12 protein-coding genes are annotated in these 15510 nt (G+C 52.4%); 6 read left to right on the top strand and 6 right to left on the bottom strand.

What is annotated here, in order from left to right; translation table 11 throughout:
- The 3 genes from DZC79_RS19660 to DZC79_RS19650 form a co-directional block, all read right to left on the bottom strand.
- Positions 1-336 (bottom strand): YciI family protein, encoded by a 336-nt coding sequence (locus tag DZC79_RS19660; RefSeq protein WP_118953355.1) that lies wholly within the window; start codon positions 334-336, stop codon positions 1-3.
- A 72-nt stretch (positions 337-408) separates the two neighbouring features.
- Complete coding sequence (locus tag DZC79_RS19655) at positions 409-1491, bottom strand: NADH:flavin oxidoreductase (RefSeq protein WP_198666958.1); 1083 nt, start codon at positions 1489-1491, stop codon at positions 409-411.
- A 213-nt stretch (positions 1492-1704) separates the two neighbouring features.
- Complete coding sequence (locus tag DZC79_RS19650; RefSeq protein ID WP_118953323.1) at positions 1705-2598, bottom strand: DUF72 domain-containing protein; 894 nt, start codon at positions 2596-2598, stop codon at positions 1705-1707.
- 227 nt (positions 2599-2825) lie between these two features.
- On the opposite strand from DZC79_RS19650, the gene DZC79_RS19645 reads away from it, so the two are divergent.
- The 5 genes from DZC79_RS19645 to DZC79_RS19625 all read left to right on the top strand — a co-directional run bounded on the left by DZC79_RS19645 (position 2826) and on the right by DZC79_RS19625 (position 7473).
- The gene (locus DZC79_RS19645; RefSeq protein WP_118953354.1) at positions 2826-3623 is read left to right on the top strand and encodes an SDR family oxidoreductase; all 798 of its coding nucleotides are present in this window, start codon (positions 2826-2828) and stop codon (positions 3621-3623) included.
- An 18-nt stretch (positions 3624-3641) separates the two neighbouring features.
- Positions 3642-4562, top strand: coding sequence for a helix-turn-helix domain-containing protein (locus tag DZC79_RS19640; RefSeq protein WP_118953322.1), 921 nt, complete (start codon positions 3642-3644; stop codon positions 4560-4562).
- Between the two features lie 3 nt (positions 4563-4565).
- Positions 4566-5117 carry a DNA-3-methyladenine glycosylase I gene (locus tag DZC79_RS19635; protein WP_118953321.1) on the top strand — a complete coding sequence of 184 codons (552 nt, stop codon included), beginning with the start codon at positions 4566-4568 and terminating at the stop codon, positions 5115-5117.
- A 341-nt stretch (positions 5118-5458) separates the two neighbouring features.
- On the top strand, positions 5459-6394 hold the full coding sequence (locus DZC79_RS19630; RefSeq protein WP_118953320.1) for a helix-turn-helix domain-containing protein: 936 nt from the start codon (positions 5459-5461) through the stop codon (positions 6392-6394).
- Positions 6395-6711: 317 nt separating this feature from the next.
- Positions 6712-7473: an SDR family oxidoreductase gene (locus DZC79_RS19625; protein WP_118953353.1), complete on the top strand. Its 762-nt coding sequence runs from the start codon at positions 6712-6714 to the stop codon at positions 7471-7473.
- Between the two features lie 66 nt (positions 7474-7539).
- On the opposite strand, the gene DZC79_RS19620 is transcribed toward DZC79_RS19625, so the two are convergent.
- Both DZC79_RS19620 and DZC79_RS19615 read right to left on the bottom strand, forming a co-directional pair.
- Entirely contained in the window at positions 7540-7824 is a 285-nt protein-coding gene (locus DZC79_RS19620) for a hypothetical protein (protein WP_157977291.1), read from the bottom strand.
- A 108-nt stretch (positions 7825-7932) separates the two neighbouring features.
- Positions 7933-8310 (bottom strand): nuclear transport factor 2 family protein, encoded by a 378-nt coding sequence (locus DZC79_RS19615; RefSeq protein ID WP_118953318.1) that lies wholly within the window; start codon positions 8308-8310, stop codon positions 7933-7935.
- 99 nt (positions 8311-8409) lie between these two features.
- Between DZC79_RS19615 and DZC79_RS19610 the strand changes: the two genes are divergently transcribed.
- Complete coding sequence (locus DZC79_RS19610; protein WP_118953352.1) at positions 8410-8832, top strand: winged helix-turn-helix transcriptional regulator; 423 nt, start codon at positions 8410-8412, stop codon at positions 8830-8832.
- A gap of 140 nt (positions 8833-8972) precedes the next feature.
- Here the strand turns inward: DZC79_RS19610 and DZC79_RS19605 are convergent, their stop codons facing one another.
- Positions 8973-15272 carry a papain-like cysteine protease family protein gene (locus DZC79_RS19605; protein ID WP_118953317.1) on the bottom strand — a complete coding sequence of 2100 codons (6300 nt, stop codon included), beginning with the start codon at positions 15270-15272 and terminating at the stop codon, positions 8973-8975.
- Between the last annotated feature and the right edge of the window lie 238 nt (positions 15273-15510).

Here is a 15510-nt window from a genome sequence, read left to right as displayed (position 1 = left end):
TTAAGAACGGACAATTACCTCCCTGACCTCGATGCTGCCTCCCGTTTTGAAGATCGGGTTGGCCTTAGCCAGCTCCACGGCTTCTTCAATAGTCTCCGTCTTAACGATCACATAGCCGGCAATAAACTCCTTGATCTCGGTAAAAGGACCATCGGAAACCACGTTGCCGGGCTTTACCGTTTTTGCGCTTACAGGTGACAAGCTGTTGCCTTTGTCGGCCAGCTTGTTCTGGGCGGCAAGACTGCCCATCCAGTTCATTCTTTCCTGGATCTGCTCCGGCGAAGGCCTAGCGTCGGCCATATCGGCCAGCCTGAAGATCAATACGAACTCTTTCATCTTTTTAAAATTTTGGTTTGCACATATAACGATCGGCAAAGGTGCAAAGGGGACAAATATTGTTGTCATTTTTCAGATCAGCCGGCTCAATGCCTCCGGGTTAAATGCCTGGAGCTCGTGTATCCGGTTCTCTTTTACCTTTTGTACCCAGCAGGGATCGGCCAGCAAGGGCCTGCCTACAGCTACCAGGTCAAACTCGTTACGGTCCAGCCTGCGCAGCAGCTCATCCATCGCTACCGCAGGCTGTGCTGTTTCGCCTGTAAAAATAGTGGTTACATCTTTATCCAGGCCAACGGAACCTACTATGATGGTTGCTTTCCCGGTAAGCTTTTTGGCCCAGCCGGCCAGGTTAAGGTCCGATCCGCTGAACTCCGGGTCGGAAAAGCGACGGGTAGAGCAATGAAAAATATCAACGCCGGCATCCGCAAGAGGCTGCAGCCAGCTTTCCAGCTCCTGCGGCGTTGCGGCCAGCTTGCTTTTGACATCGGTAAAGCGCCACTGCGACAAGCGGAAGAGCAAAGCAAAGCCCTCGCCGGTTTGCCTGCGCACTTCTTTAATGACCTCCTGCGCAAAACGGCTGCGGGCAGCCAGTGTGCTGCCACCGTAGCGGTCGGTGCGTTTGTTGGTGTGGTGCCAGAAGAACTGGTCGATCAGGTAACCATGAGCGCCTTGCAGCTCGACACAATTAAAGCCGAGCCTTTGGGCATCCCGCGCGGCAGCACCGAATGCCGCAATGGTGTCGGCGATGTCGGCATCTGTCATAGCAACGCCGTTATCCTTTGCAGAAGGTCCTTCGAAAGGCAGGGCCGGCAGCCAGCCGGAACTATGCGGCGCTTGTATGCCTGCATGCCAGAGCTGCGGGCCCATCTGTCCGCCGGCGGCTTTTACCTCATCGATGACCTGCTGCCATCCAGATAGGGCTTCATCACCGTAAAAATGCGGCACAGCCGGGTCATTAACTGCGGCTACCCTGCTGATGGCAGCCCCTTCCGAAAGCACCAATCCTACTTCGGCTTCGGCGCGGCGCCGGTAATAGCGAGCTACTTCTGCTGTAGGAATGCCGCCGGGAGAGAAGGACCGGGTCATAGGCGAGAGCACAAAACGATTCCTGGTACTAAGCGATTTAAGCTGAAAAGGGCTGAATAAACGATCCATAGGTATATTTTTTTACCCATGACGATCGGAGCAGAAAAAGGGGGACAAAACACTTGTCTTTTTTAGGGAACCCGAACAAACCTGTTTTACTATACCTGGCCTGTTACGCTTTCTTCATGCTTGAATCACTTGCTGCAACAGCCATTGGTATCCAAAAGGATCGCGTATTGCGCCCTGACAGTAGCCATGATCATAGTCTGTACCACAACAGACTTAGTCAAACATAGATTTCTGAGCGGCTTGTTTGGCGGGGATCTTCAGCGATAACTTAAAGGCCTTGTTCACCTGCTCAATAAAATGGGTAGCCAGCAAAGGCGATTCCAGCTCGATATTCTGGTGCACGAAAAAATACAGCTTTTGCAAACCCTCTTTGCGCCATTTTTTGATGCGCACCATCCAATCGTCGAGGCGGTCCACATCGGTAGGGTGGTTGGCGCCTACATAACGGACAAAGGCGACGGGGCTGGTAAGCCGCATGTGTAACATATCGCGACGCCCTGCCGTATCGACAATGATATTGGCCATGCCCAGCTTTTCGAGCAGGTCGCCATAGGCCTTGCTCACTTCTTTATTGGTGAACCACTCCTCATTACGGACTTCCACACCCAAGGGAATGCCTTGGGGAAATTCCTCAAGCACCTTTTTCAGGCGATCGAAATCTTTCGGCTTAAAATTATCGTGCAGCTGCAGGAAAGCCATGCCCAGCCGGTCGTCGAAGGCAGCAATGGCATTGCAGAACTGCTCTACAGGCTCTTTTACATCGATCAGGCGCTTGAAATGACTGATGGTATTGGTCAGCTTGGGAAAAAACTTAAACCCTTCCGGAGTCTTGTCCTTCCAGGTCTCCACCTGCTTCCAGTCGGGCATACCATAAAAGGTGGCATTGAGCTCGATGCTGTTGAACTGCGTGGCATAATAGGTCAGCTCGTCCTTGGTGCCTTTCGGATAAAAGCCTTTCAGATCGGTTTTGTTCCATTTGGCGCAGCCCACATACACTTCAAAGGGCGCCTCATCCTGGTGGGCCTTGAGCACGCTGGCCGTTTCCGGCGCGTCTTTGGGTAGTGTAAAGTCGATTTGTGCCGGATCGGCTACTTTTCCGAATTGCATAAGATGGCGTGATTTTTTGTGCGGGAGCAAGTTAAGTAATTTTAGAGAAGCACAGGCTTAGCCTGTCCATTTGCCTTCTTTTGCCCGCAAAAAGAATATAGAACTTCCCTATAGCACTATTGAGCCCCAAAGCGCAGGTACGTCATTCCGGCTACAATCCTCTGCATTTTGGCAACCTCCAAGCTGCAGTGGCGCAGCACCTTTGTGTACATAAAAAATCAAGCAAAATGAAAACGATTTTCATCACCGGCGCCTCCTCGGGCCTGGGTAAAGCAACCGCTAAATTGTTCGCCGCCAAAGGCTGGAACGTGATCGCCACCATGCGTAAACCGGAGCAGGAAACCGAGCTGGCACAGATCGCCAATATTACGCTTTTACCGCTTGATGTGACCAACCCGCAACAGGTAAAAAATACCGTTCAGCAAGCCCTCTCGATGGACGATATCGATGTGGTGTTCAACAATGCCGGCTACGGCCTTATGGGACCGTTGGAAGCCATCAGCGACGAGCAGATCGTGCGCCAGTTCGATACTAATGTGCTGGGTGTGATCCGTGTGACACAGGCGTTTATTCCTTATTTCCGGGAAAAGGGACAGGGGCTTTTCCTTACCACCACTTCTATCGGCGGGCACATCACTTTCCCCTTCAGCTCCCTCTATCACGCTACCAAATGGGCATTGGAAGGATGGAGCGAAAGCATGGCTTTTGAGCTGAGGAAGATCGGCGTGGGTACCAAAACAATTGCACCAGGCGGCATTCTGACCGATTTCATCGGCCGCTCGCTCGACTTCACCCCGCATCCCGCCTACCAGCAATGGACCGACAGCCTGTTTGCGGGAATAGATCAGCACCAGTTCAGCACGGCCGACCTGATTGCTGCTGTAGTGTATGAAGCTGCTACGGACGGTAAGGATCAATTGGTTTACCTGGCCGGAACAGATGCTGAAGCGATGCACGCACAACGCCGCGCGCTGGGCAATGATGCTTTTCACCAACAAATGGCGACTGCATTTTTAGGCGCGTAAATCAATTAACTTCGTACCGTGAAGAAAGAAACGCCAAACCTCAGGAGATTCCGCTCCATACCGGACCTGCACCGGGTGCTGGGCTTATCCAAGCCTATGCATCCGCTCATCGGCCTGGTAGACAACACCCGCATTTCGGTAGACAGAGAACGGCTGCCAGAAGCATTTGTCTTCGACTTTTACAAAATATCGTTTAAGCAGGGGCAGCCTGGTAAGCTTAAATACGGGCAGAGCTATTACGATTTTGAAGACGGCGGTCTCGTATTTACCGCTCCTCACCAGGTGTTGGCCATCCCCGACGATGCGGAGTACAGGGGCTATACCTTACTCATTCATCCCGATTTCCTGAACGGCTATCCGCTGGCAAAGAATATCCGCAACTATGGTTTCTTTTCCTATTCGGCCAACGAAGCGCTATACCTTTCGGAAAAAGAGCGGAAAACGGTACTGGAAGTGTTCCAGCACATTGAAGAGGAGCTGAGCCACAGCATAGATGAATTCAGCCAGGATGTATTGCTCTCGCAGATCGAAGTGCTGCTCAACTACAGCAACCGGTATTACAAGCGGCAGTTCCTGACGCAGAAAGCGGTGCATCATGATGTGCTGGCACAGCTGGAAGCCTTGCTGGACGAATACTTCAACGATGAGCAGGCCCTGGTGAAAGGTCTGCCCACAGTACAGTACCTGGCCGGACAGCTGCACTTTTCACCGCGTTACCTCAGCGATATGCTGCGCTCGCTTACCGGGCAGAACACGCAGCAGCATATCCACGAAAAGGTAATCGAAAAGGCCAAGGAATACCTGAGTACCGATAACCTCACGGTAGCGGAGGTCGCCTATCAGCTGGGATTCGAGCACCCGCAGTCGTTCAATAAGGTCTTCAAGAAAAAGACGAACCTTACGCCTCTGGCTTTTAAACAATCCTTTCATAAAAATTAGTTCATGTCCTATTGCAGCGCTATCGAAACCATGCAGCCTGAAGAACGGAAGGCTTTGCACCGCAACTACCACGATAACCATTACGGCTTTCCCATCCATGACGATAACGAATTGTTTGGCCGCCTGCTGATGGAGATCAACCAGGCCGGCCTCAGCTGGGAAACCATCCTTAAAAAGGAAGCTTCTTTCCGCAAGGCTTACGATAATTTCAATATCAAAAAGGTAGCGGCTTATGGCGAAAAGGAAACAGAACGCCTGCTGGCCGATCCCGGTATTATCCGCAACAAGCTGAAGATAAACGCTGCTATCGAGAATGCAAAGACCATACTGGCGCTGCAAAAAGAACATGGCTCTTTTGAGAAATGGCTGGAGCATCATCATCCGAAAACCAAAGAAGAATGGGTCAGGCTGTTTAAAAAGCAATTCCGGTTTACGGGGGGCGAGATCGTAAACGAGTTCCTGATGAGCATCGGCTTCCTGCCCGGTGCGCATACGGAGCAATGTAAAACATACACCAGGGTGATGAAGCAAAAGCCCATGTGGGCCAGAAAATAAGACAAGAGCGTTGGTGACAGCGCTCTTTTTTGTTCCTGCAGTGGCTGATTCTGCCTTGCTTGCGCAAAAGACAAAGAGATGCTTCGGTTCCTCCGGGGACCTCAGTATAACAATGGCGTGTTTATGCTTTAGGCACCACTTCTTCTGTAAGCTCCCACCGTCATCCTGAATACAGCTTGCACAGCATGCGGAATGAAGGATCCCGATCGCTTTGTTTCCTTAATCCATTGTTTGCGCTATAGGCATTGTCTGTATGACAAATGTAAATTTTTATACGGTTATTTACCGGTGAGGCCTAGCTTTGCGTTGGATTTGATTTTTGCAAACCCGCTTTTCATCAGATGAAAAACATTAAAAGCACTTCACTCGAAGAATTTTACCAGCAGGCGGCCAATTTTACCGGCCGGGATATCGATACGCTATTGCCTCCCGGTATCAATAAGGAGGTGGGTCATTTTAATGTCTTTGACCTGGCGAAGACAATAGAGGAAGTGAAGCGCAAGTCGGTGATGCCGTATAACCGGCGCGCTTATTACAAGATCAGCCTGATCCGGGGCAGGAACCGCGCCGAGTATGCGGATAAGGTGATTGATATCGGGAAGAACGCCCTGCTGTTTGCCACACCCAAAGTCCCTTACCACTGGTTGCCCCTGGATGCGCAGCAATCGGGATCTTTTTGCGTCTTTACCGATGCGTTCCTGATCCGGAACAAAAGCGGTGTTGTGCTTGATGAGCTACCTATCTTCCGCTCGGGCGGCTATCCTGTATTCCAGATCAGTGACGAGGAGGCAGAGGAGCTTGCGCAGGTATTTAATAAGATGCAGAAGGAGATTGCTTCCGACTACGCTTTTAAATATGACCTGCTCCGTAACTATGTGCTGGAGCTGATCCACTACGGACAAAAGCTGCAACCCGCAACGGCCCTGTATCCCGAACATAACGCTTCCGCCAGGGTAACTTCATTGTTTATCGAGCTGCTGGAACGGCAGTTCCCCATAGAATCGCCGAACCAGAAAGTGATGCTACGCACAGCTAAAGACTATGCCAATCGCCTGGCGATCCATGTTAACTACCTCAATAAGGTACTGAAGGAAAGCACAGGGAAGACCACCACGCACCTTATCGGCAGCCGCATTGCGCAGGAGGCCAAGATACTGCTGAAGCAGACCGACTGGAATATCTCCGAGATCGCCTACTGCCTGGGTTTTGAAGAGGTAGCCCACTTTTCCAATTTCTTTAAAAAGCAAACTTCGGTATCACCGCTGCAGTTCCGGTAATTTTGTTTTCTCGCCGTGGTGCGACGAAGCATGAGCATACTCGCGGAAACCTAAAGCCACCTGATATTTTCTCAAAATAGTATAGCCTGGAAAGATATACAGCCAGATAAACCTTCCCCTTTTTCGCGATTTGGTGATAAATTTACTTTGCTCTTTATTATTCTTTCGTCGTGTCTTTGCATCGCCGCGAGAAAAGAAAGATCAGCAAGTTTGATTCTTACAAACATCGGATTGATCCGCGCAATCGCTTATTCTTCTTTCCTGCCGACCTTTGCCTTGTCAATGCTAACTGATCAAATTAAAAAATGAAAACGAACATGGCAACAACCAAAATAGCCCTGGTCACCGGCGGTAGCCGGGGACTTGGTCGGGATATGGCCCTGAGCCTGGCCCGCAAGGGAAGTGATATTATCCTTACCTATAACAGTAATAAAGAAGAGGCGGAGAAAGTGGTCGCCGAGATCCGGTCGATGGGCAGGCAGGCAGAAGCCTTCCGGCTGGACGCCGGTAATGTCGCTTCCTTCGACGTCTTTTTCAAGGAAGTGACCGGCCATCTGAAGCAGTATACCGGCAGCCCTAATTTCGACTTCCTTATCAACAACGCCGGAACAGCCCTGTACGCACCTTTTGCTGAAACAACGGAGGAGCAGTTCGACGCTGCGCACAACATTCATTACAAAGGCGTATTCTTTCTTACCCAGAAGGCGCTGCCTTTCCTGAATGATGGTGGTCGCATTGTAAACATTTCTTCCGGGCTGGCCCGCTTTGCTCATCCCGGCTCATCGGCTTACGGGTCCATGAAAGGCGCGATCGAAGTGCTGACCCGCTATATGGCCAGGGAATTGGGATCAAGGGGTATTACCGCCAACGTGGTAGCGCCCGGTCCCATTGCCACGGACTTCGGCGGCGGCAGGGTACGCAACAGCCCTGAGCTGAGCCAGCAGCTCGCGCAGGTTACAGCGCTCGGTCGGGTAGGGCAAGCCGATGACATCGGCGGTGTCGTTGCTTTTCTCTGCAGTGAAGATGCGAAATGGGTGAATGCCCAACGGATCGAGGCTTCCGGCGGTATCAACCTGTAAAACTATGAGCACAAAAGTAAGGCGTCCGGTATGTAACTGGACACCTTTATTCTTTTCTTTATTCTTTTATGGCGTAGCGATGATGAGCCGCAAAGCACAAATAAAGGTGGGTTCCATACGATAATGACCATATTGACGGTCCCAGGCGCCCGATGCCAGGTCGTCGGCCAGGCGCTGCACCAGCACTTCTTCCTGGCCTGCTTCCAGGAACCCCAGGCCGATTGCGCCTGACGTACTTCTTTTTGCAGGAAGGCTTCCGGCCGGCCATGAAAGGCTTCCTGGAAACCATCGGTACAATCGAACGGTATCGGGACAGGGATCACCTGGCAACGACCGCCAAGGGACCGGCATACGAATGCTATAGAAGGATAGCGTGCCTTAAGAAGACAAAACCGGCGGGGCTGTACTTTGCGGGAGACGGAAAGCCAGCGCCTCGCTGTAAGCCAGAAACGCCTGGGCTTACTTTGGCGTATTGCGGTCAAAAGTAAGCGTGTCGAAGAAAATACGCAGGGATTGCAGCTTACCGTCCTTTGCCGTCCACAGCTCTGCTACATCACCGTTGATATGCTCGCCATTGGGAAAGCGAAAATCGTAATTGCCGGTAACATATGCCCGATCGCCGTCTATGATCATATCCCGGGCCGTCATGGATTCAAAGACCCTTGAAAATCGGGCGATCACTTCAATATAAGCCTGTTTGCCGCTTATAGGTACAGGGTGTGCCATATTGCCACCGGTAAACAGGAAATCATCTGCAATGACCGATTCCCATCCTTCTTTCCGGGCAAAGCCCTCATAATAGGTTTCCAGCAGTTGCCGGGTGGTGTTGCTTTCCATTTCTGCTTTCTTTTAAAGGTTGAATTGTATATTTGCTTGCATTTTGCAAGCACTAAGATAATAACTAATTGCAAAATGCAAGTACTTTTAAAAAAATATATGGAAAAGAACAGGTCGGATTGTCCCATCAGCTGCTCCCTGGAGGTTTTCGGCGACAAGTGGTCGCTGCTCATTATCCGCGATATTATGCTGCGGGGCAAAGTATCGTATAGTGAATTCCTGGAATCGGAAGAAAAAATTGCGACGAATATCCTGGCTAACCGCTTGAGTGTGCTGGAAGCGGAACAGATACTGAAGAAGCAGGTATCGCCGCACAATAAGTCCAAATACTGCTACAGCCTCACGCCAAAAGGCGTGGATCTCCTGCCTATTGTGATCGAGATCATGGACTGGGGTGCAAAGTATCATGTGCAATGCCCGCGCCGGGAATTGGGTAAACGGATTAAAAAGGAGAAAGCGGCGGTCATCAGCGAATACCTTGATAAGCTGCATCGTGACGCCCGGCATGCGTCGAAGCAGTAAAATAGCTGAATCCTGTGATAGGGTAGATCCCGGCTTCAGCATTGCTTTATCTGTATCGAAGCAAAGATGCCTGCAGGATCTATTATATGAACATAAAAGCCGGGATACGCCTGTATCCCGGCTTTATGGTATGCGGATGACTATACCAGGTTGGCGTCGCTCACGTTCAGCAGCACGATCTTCTTGTCGTAGGGATCGGTCTTCAGCGAAGCGATGATAAAATGGTTTTTCATCAGGTCTTTGCAGAGGTCGAAAGCCTTGGTATCCGATTTTCCTTTGGCCAGACGCAACCAGGTGTACAGCGCGAGGAAGGAGCCATCGCTATGACCGTTGTACAGGGCGTTGTGCGAAAGGATGCCGGAGCGGCTGGCAAAATTGGCCGGTGTAATGTAATCGTGTCCTGTGGTGAAGATGAAGTATTGCTGCTTATCCTTATCCGCATCGGCTGGTATATCGGCCGCTTTGAAGCTCCAGAGGGATTTCACTTCATTGTAGGAGACGAGCTGTAGCCAGGTATTGCTGATGGTCGGGATATCAAGCAAAGGCTTATTCTCGGCAGGGACGGCGGGCAGCGACAACCAGCCGGCCAGCGTTGCGAGCTCGGGCTTGCCGGAGAGCCAGCCACCACCTTCCTTCCAGGCTTTGATCACCGGGGGCAGATCTACGGTGAGCCATTTCACCAGCTCTACTTCTTTCTCGAGCTGCGCCGTGCTTTGCGGCAGACGGTAGATGCCGAAGCCAAAGCCCCAGAAGCACCAGAGATAGCCGTTGGCTTCCTTGAACTTTTCCTTTTGAGCAGCAGTCAGCTTGGATTCTTTCGCGGGAATGGCTTCATGCTCGTAGCTGTACTGCGGATGCGCGCTGTCGTCGTCTTTAGGGCTGGCCAGCCAGCCACGGTTTACAAACTCAACGCCTACAGAAGTGGTGTTGAAATTGTTAGCATGCTGCTCGTTTTCCAGCAAGTCGTTGAACTGCGTGATCGTTGCATCGGCCTTTACTGCCATATGCGCGGTATTGGGCGGAGAGAAGCCATTTCCGGTATCGGCTGCGGTTTCATGCAGCACCAGGTGGATGACCTGGCTGCTGGTACGCTTGGAAAAGAGCTTGGTATTGTGCAGGGCGCCGGAAGGTTTCCAGTTGCTCAGTCCGGTCACAGCCTTGAACTCCGACTTATTGATCACCAGGGTATCCGCAGCTGCGGGCTTGTTCGTATTCAGGTCCTGTACGGCTGGATCGGGAGCGGGACCGCCTTCGCCTACAGGCGCTACCGGGTCGCTGAAGTGCACGATCTGGATGAAGAGCGCACCGGGATTATCGGTCACCATTTGCTCATAAGCGCTCAGGAAATCAGCGAAGGACTCTTTTATCTCCGTTCCGGTGGCCGGATCGTTGAAGGTAAAGTAAGTGCCTTGTCCGTCAGGCGTGCCGGTACCGGTGATCTTGGTCAGGATACGGGCGTGTGGTGAGAAGGGGCCGGTAGCAGTGGAAGAATCGGTTGTGATCCACAGCGGGCCATAAGTCTTCAGCCAGTTGATATAAGTCTGCAGCGTATAGCTGGCCGGCGGTTCGCCCATCATGCCCAGCGCGGTAATGAAGGCGTCTTTCTCAGCAGACTGCAACCCTTGTGCGGCATTGAACTTATCGACGTACTGCTGCCCGGCAAGGGCCAATACATCAGGCACTGTCATGGACAGGCCTTTCTTCCAGCTCACCATCATCGTTGCGGCGGTAGCCCAGCAGGCCATGCTGTTTTCCTGCTTCAGCTGCGGTACGGCGCCGCTCACCATAGCCAGTATATTTTCAGCGCTGGTCCCTTCGATATCTACTTTTTCCGTCTTACCGGTTACGGCGTCGGTATGTTCGGCTTTTACGGCCTTGCCCTGGTCTGCGGCTTTCACGGCAGCATCTGTAAGCGAAGGTTTCTTATCTGCGGCAGCGGCCGCGTCGGTACGCTTGCTTTCGCCACCGTCAATCATTTGCTGGATATGGTCCTTCGTCAGCTTGCCGGCATCCTCTTTGGTAATGTTGCCGCTGGTCTGCGCATCGTTGATCGCGCTTTTGATCTTATCATCGTTCTGCGTATTGTGAGCTTGTATGGCCATGTCTTTGGCCATCTGGGCAAAGGCTTTCGCATTCTCCTGGTTGGACAGGTAAGTAGCCATCGCATTCTTCTGGTTGCCGTCGAGGCCGGTGATATCCTTAAAAATATCGTTTTTGCCCAGCAGCTCGGCCAGGCCCTGCAGACCGGCTCCCGGTGCGGGCAGCGCCGGCGCGTTCTGTATGTTGACGATCGGTGTGGCGAAGTCCTTGAAAGCCGCTTTCCAGTCAGTGGGTTCCGGCGTCGGTACAGTTACCGGTGCAAAGGTCGTCGGCTCGTCGGTGCGGAAGCGATCCCAATCCTGGGAAGAATTGTCTTTCACTTTCTCACAGGCGTCGCAGGCGCCCATTACGGCTTCGGCGAAAATACCCCTGGTCGGCACGCTGATACGGAAGGGATCGGGCGGGGTAAGCGGGCGGTAGTGATCGAACAAGGATACTTTCGACTCCTTCTCCTGGCCCTCTTCCTGTGAGCTGACAATGATGTAGGAGCGGTCTACCTTTACGCCTGCAGCTACCGGGAAGATCAACGAGTTACCGGCAATGCCGATCAGCTGGTTCTTCACAATGGAAGCCAGGCTTTTCATGGGCCCAGGCTGATTCAGATCGTCGTACACCTGTATGTGGAAGCCGTCCAGCAGCAGGTAGCGCCGGTCAGGATCCAGGTTACGCCACAGCACCTTGTTGTAGTATTCCAGGTTACTGTTGAGGTGGGTGATCAGCTCGTTCACGATGAACTTATCCTCCAGGCGGGGATTCCGTTTCTCGTCGTAATTCAATGGTGCATTGATATTCTGCACACCATCTACCAGGTCGTCGTTGAGCGTCTCGTTGACGATAGTTCCATTGTAATGCGGCGTGGCATAGCTGATCCTGAGGCTTTCCACCCGGAAGGCGTCGATGAAATTAAAGAACTCCATCTTATTGTTGAACGCGATATTGTACAGGATGTTCAGCTTATCGATCTCCGCGCGGGTCTTGGAGGTGCCGCCGCGCAGGTTATAACGCAGCAGGCGGTTGCCGCCGTTATACTTATCCAGCGGAGTAAAGTCAAGACCATTCAGCGGCTGAATGGAGATCTTGGTCTGGTCGATCAGCCTGGCAATGATCATGGGGGCGATATGATCGTTAAATATCTGGTCCCAGTCGGCGATCACGTTGTTGTTGAAATAGCGCAGCAGCTCATTGGTGCTCATGCCCAGCAGCGAAGCGTAGGCGTCCCATATCTTCTTCTCTTTCTCCATGCCGGCAAAGAAATCGAGCGGCGTATAAGCATCATTGAAGAAAAGGAAAGGTATATTGGGTGAATCGACAGAGTCAAAGTTCACGCGGATACACCTGGCCGGCGGTACGGTCTCATAATTGGCGTCCAGGGTCATGAACATATCAAAGATCTGGCCGCGGGTAATGACTTCAGTCGTATTGGTCTGGCGTTTGATGGTCGGTCCGCCTGCCGCACAAGGAACGATCGCACCGATCACCGCATTCTTGATATTTTCCTCTACCGTGCCAACCACATCGACACCGCCTTGCGTCGTAACGGTCTTCTTGATAATGGGCAGGGAAAGAATGCGGTCGAAGCGGGTTTTGGGACGGGGGATGCTGACACGGAAATTGATCTGGCCTGTGATCTCGGTAATCGTATCGTCGCAATAACGGTTGGCCGGGAAGTCTACATTGGCCCAGTTGGTCATTACCCGGTCGTTGGCGTCAAAGCCCTTCAGCAGCGGATTCCGGTTGCGGAACATGGGCAGGTAAGTATTCGAGGGGCGATACATCAGGTTGGCGGCCAGCACGTCCCGCCATTTATGAATGTTCTCCATAGAGAAATTCGTCATGATCAGCGGCACGAAAAGGCATTCTTCCACACCGACCATCTCCTGGAAAACGGCGTAATGGCGCAGCACCTCAAAGTACAGCATCGTCAGCGAATGGCAGTGGTTGTGGTTGGCCACCACTTCGGTGGTCGCTGCGTACTGCTGTCCTTCCGATACCGTATCGATAAGGGTACCGTTCAGCGAACGGTAAGCGCTGGAGCTTTGCATGATCGCGTTGCGCAGGGTTTCGCCGAAGGCCTGGGAAGTATTGCGCGAGCTTTGCTGCGAAGCGTTGGAGGAGGAAGAAGAATAGCCGCCGGAAACACCCAGTACGGCGCCTACCGGTCCCAGTATAGCGCCCACACCCAAACCGGCAGACACGCCGCCGGTATTGGCCGAGCTCTGGCCCTGCAGGTACTCATTGATCGATCCGCTAAGGTCGTCGATGATGCTGCGATCGTTTACCAGCGCGGCATTAAGACCTTCGCGCTGGGTCAGCTGCTGACTCTCCGAACCTTGCAGCGTACGCTTATAATCGAAGACGGCGATCTGCTTTTTCTGACCCGGCGCCAGGGGCAGCGAGTACATCAGGTCGCCCAGCGAATAGCCATCAGCCTTTAGCACAGACTTATACGTGAGGAGATGACCATGAGCAACATTAACAGCCTGGTACAGCGATAAATGATTATCCTTATCAACGGTATCCGGCGCGTCCTGCCAGCGGATGGGATTTTCGTAAGTAACTTCCTTGCGTTCCACCTTTTTGCCTTCGCCCAGCGTGAAGGTTACCTTTTTGAAGCCATCTGCTTGCTGTATGGTATTCTTCTCCAGTACATAGTTAGCTACATCCGGATCGGAAGTACGCACGATGGCATAATAGGTGTGCTCGCTCAGCGTACGGTTGGGCGTGGTCAGGTTCATGCAGGTGCCGCCACCCAGGTCCTGTGAGAATTTATCGGAGCCAATCAGGTCGCTCTGATCCGGCAGGCGGGGCGTCTTGCTATCAGTCGAGTGGCATTGGCAGTCGTCTCCATCCTCTTCGCTGCCACAGTCGGCGCCTTCCACCAGGATGTATATGAAATCGTTGGCTATGGTTTGCTGCTCCGATTGCTGTTCTTCAACCGGTATCACGCTTACCGGGACAGGCTCGTCTGGCGCCAGGGATACAATGGCCTGAGCTACTTCGTAGCTGCCCAGGGGATAGGGCATGGTAAAGCTGCCGGTGATGTCGGTAGTCGCTACGCCAATCACTTTCCACAGAGGATCGGAAGCACTGGCCTTGGCCTGGAGGATAACGGTAAGGTCCTTCAGCAGGCATTCGCCGCCCAGCTGCACCACCTGTCCGCGTAGCGGCTTGCTGCCGGCGCCGGGATGTGCAGGATCGGCGCCCAGCACGGGTACTTTCACCAATGGCACTTCGATATGCAGCTGCTGCAGCTTGTTGTCATCGGCTGAATAGGTATGCTGCCACAGCATATTGCCATTGTAAAGCCTTACACTGACTATAACCGGGCTTGCTGACCCGGTGTCGATAACGATATCCTGCGTCTCGTGAAAATCAAATACAGCCTTGCGTTCCGGGATCTCCGAACTTGAATAATTATTCCAGGCATACTTTACCGATTGCCCGGCATAATCCAGCGCCAGGTCGTAGCTGCTGAGATCGCTGTATTGAACCGCTTCATCACCGGTGAATACCAGCTCACCTTTTACGACAGCAGGCTTTACTTCCGGGATGGTTACCGGGAAATCCCATAGTGCTTCATACTGGGCTGCAGGTATTTTCTTCAGCAGGTTATAATCGCTGTCTGAAAAGCCTACATTGAATTGCTGCTTGGCCTGTGCGGTCAGCACCTCGAAGCTGGGTACTTTCAGCACCGGAAGTTTTTCGCCCTCCTTTTTGAAAGATAAAGCCACAAATACAAACAAGGAGGGAAAGGATACATTGGGTAGCTTCGCTGCCAGCTTACCCATCGCTTCCAGGTTGAGCAGCACCAGCGTGTCCTCCAGGTACTCCCGCAGGGTCTTTTCTACGTCTGTTGAGGTATCGCGGTTAACATTCATCGCGGCAAAGCTTTCGTGCCGCACGGCCAGCGTATTGTTACGGTTGGTCAGGTAACCGGAAAGCAGCAGGAAAGGCAGTGCGGTAAAATGTTGTGTTGCTGTGCTGACCTTAACGTCGACGGCCAGCGACAGGTTATCGGCAAGTCGCTGCAGATCGGGCGGTGTTTGCCCGTTCATATTCACCTGTGTGCCCCAGTAATAGAGGAAGCCCAGCAGGTTGCTGCCGCAAAGGAGGGATACCGGAAGATCCAGCTGGTAGCTGGTGCTGTCGATCTGCAAGGCTTTCGGAAAAGTCTCCGTTCGGAGGAAATTCCGGTTGGCGGCGAAGCCGTCGCCCAGCGGAATGTAGTCGTAGGCAGGAAGCTGGAAGCTTGCCTGCACCTGCCTGAAAGAAGGAAATTCGCCGAGGATCTGCGAAAGATTGGTTCCTTCATAGCGCAGTGTCTGGTGTAATGATGCCATGATTGGGTAGGGTTTAAGGTAAACATGTTGACAGGGCACAAAGCTAAAACCGATCCGGGGCTGCCTGAATACGTTTTAAAACGTATTTTTCAATGTAGCCTTTCCGCAGCGCGGCAGAATCATGAGCAATGTTGCTTACAATGGCCGGGCGCACAAAGATGGGCAGGTACTTTTCCCGAAACGGCGCTATGCCACAGGGCGCTTTATGTTCAAGCTTGTCGCCTTAACGGCTTGGAGA

It is taken from the genome of Taibaiella helva, assembly GCF_003545695.1.
Lineage (GTDB): Bacteria > Bacteroidota > Bacteroidia > Chitinophagales > Chitinophagaceae > Taibaiella > Taibaiella helva.
The sequence above is the reverse complement of the archived record's forward strand: the minus strand, read 5'-3'. Positions and strand labels throughout refer to the sequence as shown.